We start from the raw sequence: 16,507 nt of genomic DNA, 5'->3' as shown, positions 1-16,507 counted from the left end.
TTCCCTTCGCGTGAAGAAACGGAAGGAATTGTTGTTTTAGAAGCATTAGCTAGTCAGCAACAAGTTTTAGTGCGTGATATTCCAGTTTATCAAGGCTGGCTAGTAGCTAATGAAAATTGTTATATGGGTCATTCTATTGAAGAATTTAAAAAATATATTGAAGGCTTATTAGAAGGGGAAATACCTAGCACTAGAGAAGCAGGCTATCAAGTAGCAGAGCAAAGAAGTATCAAGCAAATTGGTTACGAGTTAAAAGAAGTCTACGAAACAGTCTTATCTTAACAAATTTTGAAGGCAGTTATTGTTAGATGAAATGGAGGTAATGAGAGTGAAAATTGGTTTTTTTACTGATACGTATTTCCCGCAAGTGAGTGGGGTAGCGACTTCTATTAAGACCTTAAAAGATGAATTAGAAAAGCACGGCCATGAAGTGTATATTTTTACGACAACCGATCCTAACGCGACTGATTTTGAAGAAGATGTCATACGGATGCCTAGTGTGCCATTCGTGTCTTTTAAAGATCGCCGAGTAGTGGTTCGCGGCATGTGGTACGCCTATTTAATTGCCAAAGAATTGGAATTAGATTTAATTCATACACATACTGAATTTGGTGCGGGTATTTTAGGGAAAATGGTTGGGAAAAAAATGAAAATTCCTGTCATCCATACGTATCATACGATGTATGAAGATTACTTACATTATATTGCTAAAGGAAAAGTTGTCCGTCCATCACATGTTAAATTCTTTTCAAGAGTGTTTACAAATCATACGACAGGTGTTGTTTGTCCCAGTGAACGTGTAATTGAAAAATTACGGGATTATGGAGTGACCGCACCAATGAGAATTATTCCAACAGGGATCGAAATTGATAAGTTTTTACGTCCCGATATTACTGAAGAAATGATCGCTGGAATGCGTCAACAATTAGGTATTGAAGAGCAACAGATTATGTTGTTATCGTTAAGTCGAATTTCTTATGAAAAAAATATTCAAGCAATTATTCAAGGATTACCACAAATTATTGAAAAATTACCACAAACTCGTTTAGTAATAGTTGGAAATGGTCCCTATCTAGAGAATTTAAAAGAATTAGCAGAAGAACTAGAAGTTAGTGAATACGTTCAATTTACGGGTGAAGTGCCAAATGAAGAAGTCGCTATTTATTATAAAGCTGCTGACTATTTTGTCAGCGCCTCAACGTCGGAAACACAAGGCTTAACTTATACAGAAGCGATGGCTGCTGGCGTTCAATGTGTTGCAGAAGGGAACGCCTATTTAAATAATTTATTTGATCATGAAAGCTTAGGCAAAACTTTTAAGACAGACAGTGATTTTGCCCCAACATTGATTGACTATATACAAGCAAATATTAAAATGGACCAAACTATTTTAGATGAAAAATTATTTGAAATTTCTTCTACAAACTTTGGCAACAAAATGATTGAATTTTATCAAGATACATTGATTTACTTTGATCAACTTCAAATGGAAAAAGAAAATGCGGACTCAATAAAAAAAATTAAAGTAAAATTTACATCTTTAAGAAAATAAACTGCAAAACTTTCCTCCTTCGTTTATACTGAAGGAGGAAAGTTTTTTATTTTAAGAACGGAGGAAGCTACTATGTCTAAAATCGGCTTTATTGGAACGGGTGTCATGGGGAAATCAATTATTCGTAACATGATGAAAAACAATTTATCTGTCAATGTTTACAATCGAACAAAAAGTAAAACAGATGATTTAGTTGCTGAAGGAGCAGTTTGGTATGATACACCAAAAGCAATTGCAGAAGCCAGCGATATCATTTTTACAATGGTTGGCTTTCCTTCAGATGTTGAAGGCGTGTATTTTAATGAAACAGGGATTTTTCAAGCAGATCTTACAGGTAAAATAGTAGTAGATTTAACCACAAGTACGCCGACCTTGGCTGAAAAGATTGCCAAAAAAGCAGCAGAAGTGGGTGCTCATGCGTTGGATGCGCCAGTTTCTGGTGGTGACTTAGGTGCTAAAAATGGTACTTTAACAATTATGGTTGGTGGCGATCAAGAAAGTTATGAGACCGTCTTGCCAATTTTCAAAACATTTGGTAAAACGTTTATGCTACACGGCTCAGCTGGAAAAGGGCAACACACTAAGATGGCGAATCAGTTAATGATTGCAGGCACAATGACCGGTTTGACTGAAATGCTCGTTTATGCAAATGCGACAGGATTAACTTTAGAAAAAGTTCTGGAAACAGTCGGTGGTGGTAGTGCTGCGAACTGGTCATTAAGTAATTATGGTCCGCGCATTTTAAAAGAAGATTATACGCCAGGCTTTTTTGTTAAACATTTTATCAAAGATTTAAAGATTGCGTTAGATGAAGCAAAAAAACTTGACCTTCCATTGCCAGCGACGCAAAAAGCGACAGAATTATATGAAAGCCTTGCAGATAAAGGGTTTGAAAATGATGGCACACAGGCCTTAATTAAGCTTTGGTGGACAGATGGCAAGCAACCAACGAATAAAAATTAAAGAACAACAAAAAAATCAAAAAAAATGACGAAAAATCATGCAAGTTAGGCAATGTTTTGTTACAATGGTACAGAACTAGTTTGCAAAAGGAGGCCCACTGATGAAACATTCACAACTTGTGGCGATTATTAAGAGACTGGAAGCAATGATCGAAGCAGCAGATAATGAAGTACAAGTACGCCGCTTTGAACGTGAAGGCGTAGAGAAATGTATTGTAAGTTTTGATAAATCAACAGAAACATTTGAATTAACAGAATCTGATACGCACCAAAGCTATCAATTCGATAACATCGATATTGTAGCAATGGAAATTTACGACTTAATTCAATAATTAATCGTCCTACATTTTAATAAGGGAGTGGAGTAGAAGCACCAAAGCTTCTGGTTCACTCTCTTCTCGTATTATCCAGTCAAGTTGTAGCAATAGCTTAGTGGGAGTTTAAGAATTATATAACAAAAATCACTGGCACTTCTCAATCAGGGGAGTGCCAGTGATGCTTTTTAGTTGCACTTCTTTCCTTTTTCTGTGAAAATAGTTTGGGTATCAAAGTAATTGATCCTTTTTTTAAAAGCCTCGTCCCTTGAAAATGCGCCTTTTTTGAAATATTTGAAGAATATTTCATTAAAAATATAGAAAATTCTCTTGCATTCTTTGCTTATTTACGATATAGTTTGAACATCAAATGTTTTGATAATCAAAGTATATGGATGGTGCACAGAATGGAACCTAATTTAGAAACAGTCAACGATTACTTAGTCAGTGTCTTTAATGACATCTTAACGATTGAAGAATCTGAATTGAAAAAATCACAATTTAATGATTTATCCATTACGGAGATGCACACAATCGAAGCAATTGGTATGTACAAGAAAAAAACGTCTTCAGAAGTAGCCAAGGAACTGTCAATTACCGTCGGAACACTTACTGTAGCGATTAACAACTTAGTTAAAAAAGGCTATGTTGAACGTTTGCGTAGTGAAGATGATCGACGTGTAGTAAAGCTTGGCTTAACTAAAAAAGGAAAATTACTTTTTAGAGTCCATCAGCATTTTCATCGTGAAATGGTTAAAAACATTTTGAAAGGCATGGAGCAAGAAGAAGAACAAGCGCTGTTAAGAGCACTAAAAAATCTTCATGATTTCTTGCAAGAATACAAATAAAAAGTGAGGATCCCCATGAAGAATTATGCACGAATTAGTTGTACAAGCCGTTATGTTCCAGAGAATTGTGTCACGAATCACCAACTGAGTGAAATGATGGATACCTCTGATGAATGGATACATTCGCGAACAGGCATTAGTGAACGTCGCATCGTTACGCAAGAAAATACGTCTGATTTATGTCATCAAGTCGCAAAACAGTTATTGGAAAAATCTGGAAAGCAAGCAAGTGAGATTGACTTTATTTTAGTTGCAACAGTGACACCAGATTTCAATATGCCTTCTGTTGCTTGCCAAGTGCAAGGCGCAATTGGCGCTACTGAGGCTTTTGCTTTTGACATCAGTGCAGCGTGTTCTGGTTTTGTCTATGCCTTAAGCATGGCAGAAAAACTAGTCTTAAGTGGTCGTTATCAAACAGGTCTAGTAATTGGTGGCGAAACATTTTCCAAAATGTTGGATTGGACCGATCGCTCCACAGCGGTGCTTTTCGGTGATGGGGCTGCCGGCGTCTTGATTGAAGCGGCTGAGACACCGCATTTTCTAAATGAAAAATTACAAGCAGATGGACAACGGTGGACGGCTTTAACGTCAGGCTACACGATCAACGAAAGTCCTTTTTATCAGGGGCATGAGCAGGCTAGTAAGACGCTACAGATGGAAGGACGTAGTATTTTTGATTTTGCGATTAAAGATGTTTCACAAAATATTTTATCACTCGTGACGGACGAAACCGTGGATTATCTTCTACTACATCAAGCAAATGTGCGCATTATCGATAAAATTGCACGTAAGACGAAGATTTCCCGCGAGAAGTTTTTAACGAATATGGATAAATATGGCAATACCTCAGCTGCTAGCATTCCCATCTTGTTGGATGAAGCAGTTGAAAATGGGACCTTAATTTTAGGTTCCCAACAACGCGTGGTGCTAACAGGATTTGGCGGCGGCTTAACATGGGGCTCACTGCTCCTAACGCTGTAAAAAACTGTTCACATATAAATGAAGAAAATGACTATTTTGGAGGAATATACACATGGTATTTGAAAAAATTCAAGCAATTATCGTAGAAGAATTAGGAAAAGATGCTGAAGAGGTACAATTAACTACAAACATTCAAGAAGAATTAGACGCGGATAGCTTAGATTTATTCCAAATCATTAACGAAATCGAAGATGAATTTGATGTGAAAATCGAAACAGAAGATGGCATCCAAACCGTTCAAGATTTAGTAACATATGTAGAAAAACAACAAGCAAACTAATACATGAAAATAGGGGGCTGGGACATTTAATTGCTAAATGACCCAGTCCCTAAAAAAACAAGTAAATAAGCCGGAAAAATCCTTTTTTACTTGAATGAAGTGTACTTATCTTAGAACTAAAGGACGTATAAAATCAATGAATCAACAGTTATGTGAGTTGCTTGGAATCAATTATCCCATTTTTCAAGGCGGTATGGCTTGGGTAGCCGATGCTTCATTAGCAAGTGCTGTGTCAAACGCTGGTGGATTAGGGATTATTGCTGGCGGCAATGCCCCAAAAGAAGTCGTAAAAAAAGAAATTAAAAAAGTTAAAGAATTAACGGAGCAACCCTTTGGTGTCAATATTATGTTACTTTCACCTTTTGCCGATGAAATTGTCGATTTGGTTTGTGAAGAACAGGTTCCTGTCGTAACGACAGGTGCAGGCAATCCAGCCAAATACATGGCTCGTTTTAAAGAACATAACATTAAAGTAATTCCAGTAGTTCCTTCAGTTGCTTTAGCAAAAAGAATGGAAAAAATTGGTGCCGATGCTGTCATTTTTGAAGGAATGGAAGCTGGTGGACATATTGGCAAGTTAACCACTATGAGTGGCTTACCGCAAATCGTTGACGCTGTGTCAATTCCTGTGATTGCAGCAGGTGGGATTGGTGATGGTCGTGGTATGGCTGCGGCCTTTATGTTAGGTGCTGAAGCAGTCCAGTTAGGCACACGTTTTTTAATTGCCAAAGAATGCAACGTTCATCCAGATTATAAACAGAAAGTTTTAAAGGCACGTGATTTAGATGCAGTAATTACCTGTCAACATTTTGGCCATCCAGTGCGTACTTTAAAAAATAAATTAACCGCTCAATATAATCAATTAGAAAAGCAAGAACTTCAAAAAGAAGTACCTGATTTAGAAATGTTTGAAAAGATTGGTCAAGGCGCTTTGCGCAAAGCTGTCGTTGACGGGGATATGGATTACGGTTCCGTCATGGCGGGACAAATTGCCGGGTTAATAAAAAAAGAAGAAACAGCCCAAGAAATCATTGATTCACTCATGTCTGAATGCAAAGCGATTGTACATAAGATGAATCAGCGTTGGGGCTAAGTGAATAATTTTAACAAAAAATGAGGTGTCGTATGAAAACAGCGATTTTATTTAGTGGACAAGGAGCCCAGTATCAAGGGATGGGTGAAGAATTATATCACCAAGAAGCGATTGTTCGGGAAACTTTCGATGAAGCAAGTCATATCTTAGGTTATGAGATGGCAGAACTTTGTTTTACTGAAAATGAACGTTTAAATGAAACAGAATATACGCAACCTGCTATTTTAACAGTCAGTGTCGCATTTTACCGTCTTTTGCAACAAAAAGGACTAACGCCTGATGTCGTAGCGGGTTTAAGCTTAGGGGAATATAGCGCTTTGGTTGCCAGCGGGGCTTTGCGTTTTTCAGAAGCAGTGGCCTTGGTCCAAAAGCGCGGTCAGTACATGACAGAAGCAGCACCACAAGGAACTGGCAAAATGGTTGCTGTCATGAATGCTGAGCGTGAAGTAATTGAGAAAGCCTGCCAAGAAGCCAGTGCTTTCGGAATTGTGGCTCCAGCAAATTATAATACACCACAACAAATCGTGATTGGTGGTGAGGTTGCTGCTGTTGATCAAGCGATGACACTTCTCAAAGAAGCTGGTGTGAAGCGAATGATTCCGTTAAATGTGAGTGGCCCTTTCCATACGGCACTGTTACAACCAGCATCAAAAAAGTTGGCTCAGGATTTAGCAAAATTGAACTTTCAAACGATGCAAATTCCTGTCATTAGTAATACGACTGCCGAAATTATGCCCCAAGAGGCAATTCAAGCGTTATTGGAAAAGCAAGTCATGTCTGCGGTACGTTTTGAAGACAGTATCGAAACGATGAAGGCTATGAACGTGGGAACGATGATTGAAGTTGGTCCAGGGAAAACATTAACTGGTTTTGTTAAAAAAATTGACAAAACAATTGAAATGCACCGTGTGGAAGATGTTGCAACATTAACAGAAACGTTAACAGCACTTACTGGGAGGTAAAAAATGGAATTAACAGGGAAAAACGTATTTATTACTGGAAGCACTCGTGGGATTGGCAAAGCAGTTGCATTGGCTTTTGCGAAAGAGGGCGCCAATATTGTTTTAAACGGTCGGAGTGAGATTACGCCAGAACAACGACAAGAAATTGAAGCCTTTGGGGTAAAATGTATTGGCCTTTCTGGAGATATTTCCGATTTTGATGCAGCAGGTGAGATGATTCAAGCAACCGTTGACCAATTAGGCTCGATTGATATTCTGGTGAATAACGCTGGGATTACGAATGATAAATTATTATTACGAATGACAAAAGAGGATTTTAATGCCTGTTTAGATATTAACTTGGTAGGAACTTTTAACATGACCCAACAAGCGGTTAAACGTATGATGAAACAACGAAGTGGTCGGATTATTAATATGGCTAGCGTTTCTGGTTTAATGGGAAATGTTGGTCAAGCAAACTACGCTGCGAGTAAAGCCGGTGTCGTTGGTTTTACTAAATCGGTGGCACGAGAAGTTGCGCCGCGCGGTATTACCTGCAATGCGATTGCACCAGGGTTTATCCAAACAGAAATGACGGATGTTTTATCGGAAAAAGTTAAAACACAAATGAATGCGCAAATTCCCTTACAAACGTTTGGGCAAGTCGAAGATGTCGCAGCTACAGCGATATTCTTAGCTAAAAGTCCCTATATTACTGGGCAAGTCGTGAATGTTGATGGCGGCTTAGTCATGCACGGATAAACGAAAGGAGTCAAAAGGATGAATCGAGTAGTTATTACCGGTTACGGTGTCACCTCGCCGATTGGCAATGAACCTGAGACTTTTTTAGAAAGTTTGAAAACAGGGAAAAATGGTATCGGACCGATTAGTAAATTTGATGTTAGTGAAACAGGTGTCACCTTAGCAGCTGAAGTGAAAGACTTTCCAATGGAAAAATATTTTGTTAAAAAAGATGGCAAACGCATGGATAAGTTTTCGTTATTTGGCATTTATGCGGCCTTAGAAGCAATGGCTATGAGTGGCTTGGATACCAGTCAACTAGATGTGGATCGGTTTGGCGTCATGGTGGGTTCCGGGATTGGTGGTTTGGAAACAATTCAAAATCAAGTAATTCGGATGCACGACAAAGGACCTGAACGTGTGGCACCGTTATTTATTCCAATGGCGATTGGAAACATGGTGGCGGGAAATATTGCTTTACGTGTTGGTGCCAAAGGAATTTGTACGTCAACAGTGACGGCTTGTGCTAGTGCAACCCATTCAATTGGGGAAGCTTTCCGCAATATCAAACATGGCTACTCCGATGTCATTATTGCTGGTGGAGCAGAAGCGCCTATTACAGAAATCGGTATTTCAGGATTTGCTTCCTTGACCGCTTTAACAAAGGCGACTGATCCAGAAAAAGCCTCAATTCCCTTTGATAAAGAACGTAGTGGATTTGTGATGGGAGAAGGAGCGGGTGTCTTTATTTTAGAATCATTAGATCATGCTCTAGAACGAGGTGCAACTATTTTAGGTGAAGTGGTTGGCTATGGTGCTAATTGCGATGCCTATCATATGACATCACCAACACCAGATGGAAGCGGCGCAGCGAAAGCCATGGTACTAGCAATGGAAGAAGCGGGGATTTCTCCAGAAAAAATTGGCTATATTAACGCCCATGGAACAAGCACACAAGCCAATGACAGTGCAGAATCTAAAGCTATTGAATTGGCTTTAGGTGATGCCGCAAAAACGGCGTATGTAAGTAGTACGAAGAGTATGACGGGACATCTCTTAGGCGCCGCTGGTGGAATTGAAGGAATTGCTACCCTAAATGCTTTACAACATCAATTTATTCCACCAACCATTAATGTGGAAAATCAAGATGAAGCAATTACGGTGAACGTTGTTTTAAACGAAAGCAAAGAGCATAAATTTGATTATGCTTTAAGTAACTCGCTAGGCTTTGGTGGCCACAATGCAGTTATTTGCTTAAAACGCTGGGAGGATTAACATGCAGTTAGAAGAAGTAAAAGCATTATTAACACAATTTGATCAATCAACTTTAACCGAATTTGATTTACGAGAAGGCTCGTTTGAATTATATATGAATAAAAATACAGTTTCTGGGCGAAGTGCCGTAGAACCAGTGGCGCAACCACAAGAAACACCAGTAGCCGCTAGTGGTGTGTCAGTGCCTGTTGAAACAGTTTCTGTCGTTGAAGAAACGCCAACTAATACACCGACAACCAATGAAAAGACAGAAGAAATTACGTCACCTATTGTAGGAATCGTTTATTTACAACCAGCACCAGATAAAGAGAACTTTGTCAAAGTAGGAGACACTGTTAAAACGGGTGACGTTGTATGTATCGTTGAAGCGATGAAATTAATGAATGAAATTACGGCGACAGTTGACGGTGTGATTACGGAAGTGTTAGTCAACAATGAAGATGTGGTTGAATTTGGTCAGCCGCTATTCCGAGTTGCTAAAGGAGAATAAAACATGAAATTAACAATTACAGAAATTCAAGAAATTTTACCACATCGCTATCCCTTTTTATTATTAGATAGTGTTGAAGAAGTCATTCCCGGGGAACGCGTTGTAGCGAAAAAGAATGTAACGGTTAATGAGCAAGTTTTTCAAGGTCATTTTCCTGGGAATCCTGTTTTGCCAGGAGTTTTAATTATTGAATCGTTGGCTCAAGCAGGCGCCGTGGCATTACTTTCAATGCCTGAATTCAAAGGGAAAACGGCATACTTTGGTGGATTAGATAAAGCAAAATTTAGACAAAAGGTAACACCAGGCGACACATTAATTTTAGAGGTTGAACTTTTAAAAGTCCGCGCTTCTGCTGGAATGGGTAAAGGTGTAGCAAAAGTTAATGGAAAAAAAGTTGCCGAGGCTGAATTAACCTTTATGATTGGATAGGTGAAAAATGTTTTCGAAAGTATTAATCGCAAACCGCGGAGAAATCGCTGTTCGTATTATTCGTGCCTGTCGCGAATTAGGCGTTCAAACAGTTGCTGTTTACTCTGAAGCGGATCAAGAAGCGTTACACACACAGTTAGCAGATGAAGCCATTTGTATTGGACCGGCGAAAGCAACTGATTCTTATTTAAATGTTCAAGCTGTTTTAAGTGCAGCGATTGTTACCAATGCTGAAGCGATTCATCCAGGGTTTGGTTTCTTATCTGAAAATAGTCAATTTGCTTCAATGTGCGAAGAATGTAACATTACTTTTATCGGTCCTAAAGCAGAAACGATTGATGCAATGGGCAATAAAATAAATGCACGTCAACTGATGCAGAAAGCCAAGGTACCTGTTATTCCTGGGAGTGATGGCGTCATTGATTCTGTCGAAGAAGCGTTGACGATTGCTGAAGAAATTGGTTACCCAGTGATGTTAAAGGCAGCTGCTGGTGGTGGCGGAAAAGGAATCCGAAAAGTTCTTTCAAAAGAAGAGTTACCGAAACACTTTACTTCAGCGCAGCAAGAAGCCAAAGCCGCATTTGGTAATGATGATATGTATTTAGAAAAAATTATTTATCCAGCACGTCATATCGAAGTGCAAATTTTAGGTGATCAATATGGGCATGTGATTCACTTAGGGGAACGTGATTGCTCACTACAAAGAAATAATCAAAAAGTGTTAGAAGAATCACCATCGATTGCTATTTCTGAAGAAAAGCGTCAGATGTTAGGCGAAACGGCCGTTCGAGCGGCACAAGCTGTGCATTATGAAAATGCCGGAACCATTGAATTTTTGATGGATCCAGCTGGCGACTTTTATTTCATGGAAATGAATACCCGCATCCAAGTCGAACATCCAGTTACGGAAATGGTAACAGGGATTGATTTAGTCAAAGCGCAATTAGAAATTGCTTCAGGTGAACCTTTAGGCTATACCCAAGAGGATGTTATCATGACTGGGCATGCGATTGAGTGCCGAATTAACGCTGAAAATCCTGCCTTTAATTTTGCTCCTTCACCAGGTAAAATTCAAAATCTCTTGTTGCCTAGTGGTGGAATGGGCTTGCGTGTAGACAGCGCTATGTATTCAGGGTATTCAATTCCACCTTATTATGATTCAATGATTGCGAAAGTCATCGTACATGGTGAAAATCGTTTTGATGCCTTGATGAAAATGCAAAGGGCTTTAAATGAAATTGTAACAGAAGGTATTATTACGAATGCCGAATTCCAATTGGATTTAATTACACATGACAATGTTTTGACAGGTGACTATGACACAAGCTTTTTACAAGAAACATTTCTACCAAATTGGGAGCCAGAAAGCAATCATTAAAGAAAGAACGCCGCAAGAGCTCTCTTGCTTGGAAAGATCAGTGATCTTTTGAAAGGAGCTGAGCTCTTGCCGCTAAAATACGAGGAGTAAGCAAATGGCATTATTTAAAAAGAAAAATTACATTCGCATTAATCCAAATCGTGCTGATGCAAATGATGCATCAAAGAAGCCTTCTGTTCCAGATAATATGTGGGCAAAATGCCCTTCTTGTAAGCGAACACTGTATACAAAAGAAATGGGTGCAGAAAAAATCTGTCCGCATTGTGGCTATAGTTTTCGGATTGGTGCATGGGAACGATTAGCGATAACCGTCGATGAAAAAAGTTTCCACAATTGGGACAGTGAATTAGTGACAAAAGATCCACTAAATTTTCCTGGTTATCTTGAAAAAATTGAAAAAATGCAAGAAAAAACTGGGCTAGATGAAGCTGTCTTAACGGGAGAAGCAACAATTGAAGGACAAGCTGTTGCAATAGGAATCATGGATGCTAATTTTATCATGGGCAGTATGGGAACGATTGTTGGTGAAAAAATCACACGCTTGTTTGAGCGGGCGACAGAAAAGCATTTACCAGTGGTGATTTTCACTGCATCTGGTGGAGCCCGTATGCAAGAAGGAATTTTTTCATTGATGCAAATGGCGAAAATTTCGGCCGCTTTGCAACGGCATAACAAAGCAGGCTTGCTGTATCTTACGGTATTGACTGATCCAACGACTGGCGGTGTTACCGCAAGTTTTGCGATGGATGGCGATATTATTTTGGCAGAGCCTCAGAGTTTAATCGGTTTTGCTGGCCGCCGTGTAATTGAACAAACGATTCGTCAAGAGTTGCCAGATGATTTTCAAAAGGCCGAGTTTCTTTTAGAACATGGTTTTGTAGATCAGATTGTGCCAAGAAATCTTTTGCGTCAACGATTGAGCGACTTGTTACGTTTACATTCTTTGGAAGGGTGGCGTTAACATGGAAAAGAAAACAGCCAATGATGTTGTTACCTTGGCAAGAGCCCAAGATCGTTTGACAACTTTAGAATATATAGAAGCCATTTTTGAGGACTTTTTAGAATTTCATGGGGATCGTTACTTTGCCGATGATTTAGCTGTAGTCGGTGGTGTTGCTACTTTGCAAGGGAAACCAGTTACAGTGGTAGGTATCCAAAAAGGTCGAAATCTACCAGAAAATATTGAACGTAATTTTGGTTCACCTAATCCTGAAGGGTATCGCAAAGCGTTACGTTTAATGAAACAAGCGGAAAAATTTAATCGCCCAGTCATTACCTTTGTGAACACTGCTGGTGCCTATTGTGGGATTGGTGCCGAAGAGCGGGGAGAAGGGGAAGCCATTGCGCAAAACCTGTTAGAAATGTCTGATTTGAAAGTGCCAATCATTTCAGTCATCATTGGTGAGGGTGGCAGTGGCGGTGCTTTAGCGTTAGCAGTCGCAGATGAAGTTTGGATGTTGGAACACACGATTTATGCGGTTCTTTCGCCAGAAGGTTTCGCCTCTATTTTGTGGAAAGATGGCAGTCGTGCGAAAGAAGCAGCAGAATTGATGAAAATCACAGCGACAGAGCTGAAGGAATTAGCTATTGTAGATAAAGTAATTCCGGAAGTTATGAACGGTCAGCCTCTGGAACAAGCAAAAATTAATCGCATGTTACAAAAAGCGTTCATTTCAAAATTAACTGAATTAGCTAAATTAGATACGGAAACGTTACTAGAAAAAAGATACCAACGTTTTCGCAAATATTAGAAGTTACTACTCATCAACGAACTTTTCAGGGGTTGATGGGTGGCTTTTTTTATTTTTTCTTTTATTTTACTTGTTCTTTTACAAGGAACGACCGTCCTTTATAGAAATTTTCAGTAAAATGCAGTATAATACAATAGGTAGAGACTGAAGCATAATTGTTTAGTTATGTTTCAGTCTCTTAAAATCGAAGAAACTACATAGTGTCAGTGAGAGGAGTCACGATGTTTTCAAAATATAAACCGACATGGATGATTGATGCGATTTATAAAATTACCCCCGCACAATTAAAAAAACTGGGGATTAAGGCAGTACTAACTGACTTAGATAATACGTTAATTGCTTGGAATAATCCCGATGGAACAGAAGAATTAAAAACTTGGTTATTAGAAATGAAAAATGCAGGAATTACTGTCCTCGTTGTTTCAAACAACAAAGACAGCCGGATTAAACGCGTTGTTGAAAAGTTTGACTTAGATTATGTAGCACGTGCCTTGAAACCAACCGCACGTGGCTTCAAATTAGCAGAAAAAAAATTAGGCTTGAAGCCATCTGAAATGTTAATGGTCGGCGATCAGATTATGACAGATATTCGGGGAGCTAACGCAGCGGGTATACGCAATGTTTTAGTTCAACCGATTGTCGATACAGATGGCTGGAATACTAGAATCAATCGGTTCTTTGAACGGAAAATTATGAAATACTTATCAAAAAAACATCCAGAAATGACATGGAGAGGCGGATTAGAATGACAGAGGCAATTCATTGTATTGGCTGTGGTGCGATTATCCAAACGGAAAATCCTCATGAATTAGGCTATACACCAAAAACAGCTTTCGAAAAAGGAATGGAAACAGGGGAAGTTTATTGCCAACGTTGTTTTCGCTTAAGACATTATAATGACATTCAAGATGTCCAATTAACAGATGATGACTTTTTACGTTTATTGAATGGTTTAGGAACAGAAGATGCACTGATTGTGAACGTAGTGGATATTTTTGACTTTAATGGCTCTCTTATTCCAGGACTACATCGTTTTATCGGAGATAATCCTGTGTTGTTAGTTGGCAATAAAGTGGATATTTTGCCTAAATCATTAAAAAAACCTAAAATGGTTCAATGGATGAGAGAACGGGCCCATGAAGCAGGATTACGCCCTGTTGATGTTTTACTGACAAGTGGCAAGAAACCACAAGAAATGCAAGAGTTATTAGATACGATCGAAAAATATCGTGAAGGCCGAGACGTTTATGTCGTAGGTGTGACCAATGTTGGAAAATCAACATTAATCAATCAAATCATTCAACAAACAGTGGGTGTTCAAGATGTGATTACGACATCACAATTTCCTGGAACAACGCTAGATAAAATTGAAATTCCATTAGACGATGGCCACTTCTTAATCGATACGCCGGGAATTATTCACCGTCATCAAATGGCACATTACCTAGGTAAAAAAGACTTGAAAATTATTGCACCGCAAAAAGAAATCAAACCGAAAGTTTACCAATTAAATGCTGAACAAACCTTGTTTTTAGGTGGCTTGGCTCGCTTTGATTATGTCCAAGGTGCTAAAAGTTCCTTCATTGCCTACGTTTCCAATGACTTAAATTTACACCGAACAAAAACAGCAACCGCCGATGCTTTTTATGAAAAACATGTTGGTGGCTTATTGCAGCCCCCACGTGCCGATGAAGTCGCTGAGTTTCCTGAATTAGTGCGCTTTGAATTTTCCGTGAAAGAAAAAACGGATATTGTGTTTGCTGGTCTAGGTTGGATTACTGTCACAGAACCTGGTGTAGTCGCTGGTTGGGCGCCTAAAGGTGTCGATGTTTTATGTAGAAAAGCATTAATTTAAATTTTAGAGAGAAGGCAAACAATTTGAAACTTAGAGGAAAACAAAAACGTTATTTACGTAGTCAGGCACATCATTTACAACCTATTTTTCAAGTAGGCAAAGGTGGTTTGAATGACGCAATGATTACACAAATTGATGAAGCGTTGGAAAAACGTGAATTGATTAAAATTACGTTATTACAAAATACAGATGAAGTAGCAGAAGAGGTTGCAGAAGAACTAACAGCAGCCATTCATTGCGATGTGGTACAAATTATTGGTCGCGTGTTGGTCTTATTCAAGCCATCAAGTAAAGAAAAATATCAAAAAATTTCAGCAGCAGTCAAAGAGATTTAATATTGGAGGGATGAACAATGGGAGAAAAAAGACAAGCGCGTCAAGGAGCGGACGTTCTCTTGCAAGAGGAACCGTTACGTTTTCAAACAAGAAAGCAAGTCGGCTTGTTAGGTGGTAATTTTAATCCCGTTCATTTAGCACATCTTGTCATGGCCGATCAAGTTCAAAATCAACTAGGTTTGGACAAAGTTTACTTAATGCCTACGTACTTACCACCACATGTAGACGAAAAGAAAACAATTAGCAGCGAACATCGGTTAGCAATGTTAGAACTAGCGGTGTCTGATAATCCCTGCTTAGATATTGAGCCAATTGAATTAATTCGCAAAGGCAAAAGTTACACGTATGATACGATGAAAGCTTTAAAAGAAGCCAATCCAGATACTGATTATTATTTTATAATTGGTGGAGATATGGTGGAATACTTGCCCAAATGGCATCGGATTGATGACTTACTCCATTTAGTTCAATTTGTCGGCATTCGGCGTCCTAATTATCCAACGGAATCTACCTATCCAATTATTTGGGTCGATGTTCCGCAGATGGCGATTAGTTCCACTTTGATTAGACAAAAAGTCAAAAGTGGTTGCTCAACACGCTATCTTCTTCCAGAGAATGTGATAAACTATATTCAAGAGAAGGGACTGTATCAAGATGAGCTGGATAACAAATTATGATGCTGCACAACGTGAATTATTAATGCAAAAAGTTCAAATGCAAATGAGTGAACGTCGCTTTCGCCATGTGTTAGGAGTCGAGGAAACAGCTGTGGCCTTGGCAGCGAAATATGGTGCCGATGAAGCCAAAGCCAGTATTGCTGCTTTGACGCATGATTACGCCAAAGAACGTCCAAACGATGAATTCGAGTTGATTATTCGCCGAGATGGTTTTGATTTGGCTTTATTAAACTATGGCAATGAAATTTGGCATGGCTTAGTTGGGGCGGATATTGTTCAACGGGAATTAGCCATTGATGACGAAGAAATCTTGCAGGCAATTCGTGTGCATACAACTGGGGCTGCTAAGATGAGCTTGTTAGATAAAATTATTTATGTCGCAGATTACATTGAACCAGGACGTGATTTTCCAGGTGTGAAAGAAGCCCGTGAAATTGCCCTTGTTGACTTAGATGCAGCGGTTGCTTATGAAACGAAACATACCTTGTTACATTTGATTGAACAAGAACATAAAATTTATCCAAAAACGTTAGAGACCTACAATCAATGGGTCGTTAATCAAAAATAAAAGAAGAAAGAATTACTAGGAGGGAACTATCATAGAT

Annotated in this window: 21 protein-coding genes (1 of these 21 only partly in view); all 21 read left to right on the top strand. The window is 38.9% G+C overall.

Translation table 11 applies throughout. From position 1 onward, the window contains the following. Positions 1–282: the 3' portion of a cell wall glycolipid biosynthesis glucosyltransferase BgsA gene (bgsA, locus tag IGK96_RS11530; RefSeq protein ID WP_010707123.1), read on the top strand. Its footprint begins 723 nt before the window's first position; the window shows 282 of its 1,005 coding nt (coding positions 724–1,005); the start codon falls outside the window, past its left edge; it ends in the stop codon at positions 280–282. 46 nt (positions 283–328) lie between these two features. Then, the gene (bgsB, locus tag IGK96_RS11525; RefSeq protein WP_010707124.1) at positions 329–1,552 is read left to right on the top strand and encodes a cell wall glycolipid biosynthesis glucosyltransferase BgsB; all 1,224 of its coding nucleotides are present in this window, start codon (positions 329–331) and stop codon (positions 1,550–1,552) included. Between the two features lie 72 nt (positions 1,553–1,624). Beyond that, positions 1,625–2,515: an NAD(P)-dependent oxidoreductase gene (locus IGK96_RS11520; protein ID WP_002359377.1), complete on the top strand. Its 891-nt coding sequence runs from the start codon at positions 1,625–1,627 to the stop codon at positions 2,513–2,515. A gap of 100 nt (positions 2,516–2,615) precedes the next feature. Continuing rightward, positions 2,616–2,846 carry a YkuJ family protein gene (locus tag IGK96_RS11515; RefSeq protein ID WP_002379802.1) on the top strand — a complete coding sequence of 77 codons (231 nt, stop codon included), beginning with the start codon at positions 2,616–2,618 and terminating at the stop codon, positions 2,844–2,846. Positions 2,847–3,235: 389 nt separating this feature from the next. Beyond that, complete coding sequence (gene fabT / locus IGK96_RS11510) at positions 3,236–3,676, top strand: fatty acid biosynthesis transcriptional regulator FabT (RefSeq protein WP_002362455.1); 441 nt, start codon at positions 3,236–3,238, stop codon at positions 3,674–3,676. A gap of 15 nt (positions 3,677–3,691) precedes the next feature. Continuing rightward, the gene (locus tag IGK96_RS11505) at positions 3,692–4,657 is read left to right on the top strand and encodes a beta-ketoacyl-ACP synthase III (protein ID WP_002388469.1); all 966 of its coding nucleotides are present in this window, start codon (positions 3,692–3,694) and stop codon (positions 4,655–4,657) included. Between the two features lie 52 nt (positions 4,658–4,709). Continuing rightward, complete coding sequence (locus IGK96_RS11500; protein ID WP_002356278.1) at positions 4,710–4,937, top strand: acyl carrier protein; 228 nt, start codon at positions 4,710–4,712, stop codon at positions 4,935–4,937. A 136-nt stretch (positions 4,938–5,073) separates the two neighbouring features. After that, on the top strand, positions 5,074–6,030 hold the full coding sequence (fabK, locus tag IGK96_RS11495) for an enoyl-[acyl-carrier-protein] reductase FabK (RefSeq protein WP_002356279.1): 957 nt from the start codon (positions 5,074–5,076) through the stop codon (positions 6,028–6,030). 32 nt (positions 6,031–6,062) lie between these two features. Next, positions 6,063–6,992, top strand: a complete 930-nt coding sequence (gene fabD, locus IGK96_RS11490) for an ACP S-malonyltransferase (protein ID WP_002356280.1) — start codon at positions 6,063–6,065, stop codon at positions 6,990–6,992. 3 nt (positions 6,993–6,995) lie between these two features. Further along, a complete protein-coding gene (fabG, locus tag IGK96_RS11485; RefSeq protein ID WP_002356283.1) occupies positions 6,996–7,733 on the top strand; it encodes a 3-oxoacyl-[acyl-carrier-protein] reductase in 738 nt (245 codons plus the stop codon). 18 nt (positions 7,734–7,751) lie between these two features. Then, complete coding sequence (gene fabF / locus IGK96_RS11480) at positions 7,752–8,987, top strand: beta-ketoacyl-ACP synthase II (protein WP_002356284.1); 1,236 nt, start codon at positions 7,752–7,754, stop codon at positions 8,985–8,987. Between the two features lies 1 nt (position 8,988). Next, entirely contained in the window at positions 8,989–9,477 is a 489-nt protein-coding gene (gene accB, locus IGK96_RS11475; RefSeq protein WP_002362458.1) for an acetyl-CoA carboxylase biotin carboxyl carrier protein, read from the top strand. Positions 9,478–9,480: 3 nt separating this feature from the next. After that, positions 9,481–9,906 (top strand): 3-hydroxyacyl-ACP dehydratase FabZ, encoded by a 426-nt coding sequence (fabZ, locus tag IGK96_RS11470; RefSeq protein WP_002356286.1) that lies wholly within the window; start codon positions 9,481–9,483, stop codon positions 9,904–9,906. A gap of 7 nt (positions 9,907–9,913) precedes the next feature. After that, positions 9,914–11,284: an acetyl-CoA carboxylase biotin carboxylase subunit gene (locus tag IGK96_RS11465; protein ID WP_002359385.1), complete on the top strand. Its 1,371-nt coding sequence runs from the start codon at positions 9,914–9,916 to the stop codon at positions 11,282–11,284. A 94-nt stretch (positions 11,285–11,378) separates the two neighbouring features. Next, entirely contained in the window at positions 11,379–12,245 is an 867-nt protein-coding gene (accD, locus tag IGK96_RS11460) for an acetyl-CoA carboxylase, carboxyltransferase subunit beta (protein WP_002356293.1), read from the top strand. A 1-nt stretch (position 12,246) separates the two neighbouring features. After that, entirely contained in the window at positions 12,247–13,035 is a 789-nt protein-coding gene (locus tag IGK96_RS11455; protein ID WP_002362363.1) for an acetyl-CoA carboxylase carboxyl transferase subunit alpha, read from the top strand. A 221-nt stretch (positions 13,036–13,256) separates the two neighbouring features. Next, positions 13,257–13,784: a YqeG family HAD IIIA-type phosphatase gene (locus tag IGK96_RS11450; protein ID WP_002356296.1), complete on the top strand. Its 528-nt coding sequence runs from the start codon at positions 13,257–13,259 to the stop codon at positions 13,782–13,784. Continuing rightward, positions 13,781–14,890, top strand: a complete 1,110-nt coding sequence (yqeH, locus tag IGK96_RS11445) for a ribosome biogenesis GTPase YqeH (RefSeq protein WP_330502086.1) — start codon at positions 13,781–13,783, stop codon at positions 14,888–14,890. The genes IGK96_RS11450 and yqeH overlap by 4 nt, the downstream gene beginning before the upstream one ends. A 23-nt stretch (positions 14,891–14,913) precedes the next feature. Then, entirely contained in the window at positions 14,914–15,225 is a 312-nt protein-coding gene (gene yhbY / locus IGK96_RS11440; RefSeq protein WP_002356298.1) for a ribosome assembly RNA-binding protein YhbY, read from the top strand. A gap of 17 nt (positions 15,226–15,242) precedes the next feature. Continuing rightward, entirely contained in the window at positions 15,243–15,902 is a 660-nt protein-coding gene (locus IGK96_RS11435; protein WP_002379799.1) for a nicotinate-nucleotide adenylyltransferase, read from the top strand. Next, positions 15,880–16,470 carry a bis(5'-nucleosyl)-tetraphosphatase (symmetrical) YqeK gene (gene yqeK / locus IGK96_RS11430; RefSeq protein WP_002356300.1) on the top strand — a complete coding sequence of 197 codons (591 nt, stop codon included), beginning with the start codon at positions 15,880–15,882 and terminating at the stop codon, positions 16,468–16,470. Before IGK96_RS11435 ends, yqeK begins: the two co-directional genes overlap by 23 nt. Positions 16,471–16,507 lie beyond the last annotated feature (37 nt).

The organism is Enterococcus sp. DIV0682 (genome assembly GCF_051712685.1).
GTDB lineage: Bacteria > Bacillota > Bacilli > Lactobacillales > Enterococcaceae > Enterococcus > Enterococcus faecalis.
The sequence above is the reverse complement of the archived record's forward strand: the minus strand, read 5'-3'. Positions and strand labels throughout refer to the sequence as shown.

Bases quoted from the DNA above. Each gene is read 5' to 3' on its own strand.
- fabF (WP_002356284.1), top strand. From the start codon at position 7,752: ATGAATCGAGTAGTTATTACCGGTTACGGTGTCACCTCGCCGATTGGC.
- IGK96_RS11515 (WP_002379802.1), top strand. From the start codon at position 2,616: ATGAAACATTCACAACTTGTGGCGATTATTAAGAGACTGGAAGCAATG.
- IGK96_RS11520 (WP_002359377.1), top strand. From the start codon at position 1,625: ATGTCTAAAATCGGCTTTATTGGAACGGGTGTCATGGGGAAATCAATT.
- fabK (WP_002356279.1), top strand. From the start codon at position 5,074: ATGAATCAACAGTTATGTGAGTTGCTTGGAATCAATTATCCCATTTTT.
- accD (WP_002356293.1), top strand. From the start codon at position 11,379: ATGGCATTATTTAAAAAGAAAAATTACATTCGCATTAATCCAAATCGT.
- IGK96_RS11500 (WP_002356278.1), top strand. From the start codon at position 4,710: ATGGTATTTGAAAAAATTCAAGCAATTATCGTAGAAGAATTAGGAAAA.
- fabZ (WP_002356286.1), top strand. From the start codon at position 9,481: ATGAAATTAACAATTACAGAAATTCAAGAAATTTTACCACATCGCTAT.
- fabG (WP_002356283.1), top strand. From the start codon at position 6,996: ATGGAATTAACAGGGAAAAACGTATTTATTACTGGAAGCACTCGTGGG.
- fabT (WP_002362455.1), top strand. From the start codon at position 3,236: ATGGAACCTAATTTAGAAACAGTCAACGATTACTTAGTCAGTGTCTTT.
- yqeK (WP_002356300.1), top strand. From the start codon at position 15,880: ATGAGCTGGATAACAAATTATGATGCTGCACAACGTGAATTATTAATG.
- fabD (WP_002356280.1), top strand. From the start codon at position 6,063: ATGAAAACAGCGATTTTATTTAGTGGACAAGGAGCCCAGTATCAAGGG.
- IGK96_RS11450 (WP_002356296.1), top strand. From the start codon at position 13,257: ATGTTTTCAAAATATAAACCGACATGGATGATTGATGCGATTTATAAA.
- IGK96_RS11435 (WP_002379799.1), top strand. From the start codon at position 15,243: ATGGGAGAAAAAAGACAAGCGCGTCAAGGAGCGGACGTTCTCTTGCAA.
- IGK96_RS11465 (WP_002359385.1), top strand. From the start codon at position 9,914: ATGTTTTCGAAAGTATTAATCGCAAACCGCGGAGAAATCGCTGTTCGT.
- accB (WP_002362458.1), top strand. From the start codon at position 8,989: ATGCAGTTAGAAGAAGTAAAAGCATTATTAACACAATTTGATCAATCA.
- IGK96_RS11505 (WP_002388469.1), top strand. From the start codon at position 3,692: ATGAAGAATTATGCACGAATTAGTTGTACAAGCCGTTATGTTCCAGAG.
- IGK96_RS11455 (WP_002362363.1), top strand. From the start codon at position 12,247: ATGGAAAAGAAAACAGCCAATGATGTTGTTACCTTGGCAAGAGCCCAA.
- yqeH (WP_330502086.1), top strand. From the start codon at position 13,781: ATGACAGAGGCAATTCATTGTATTGGCTGTGGTGCGATTATCCAAACG.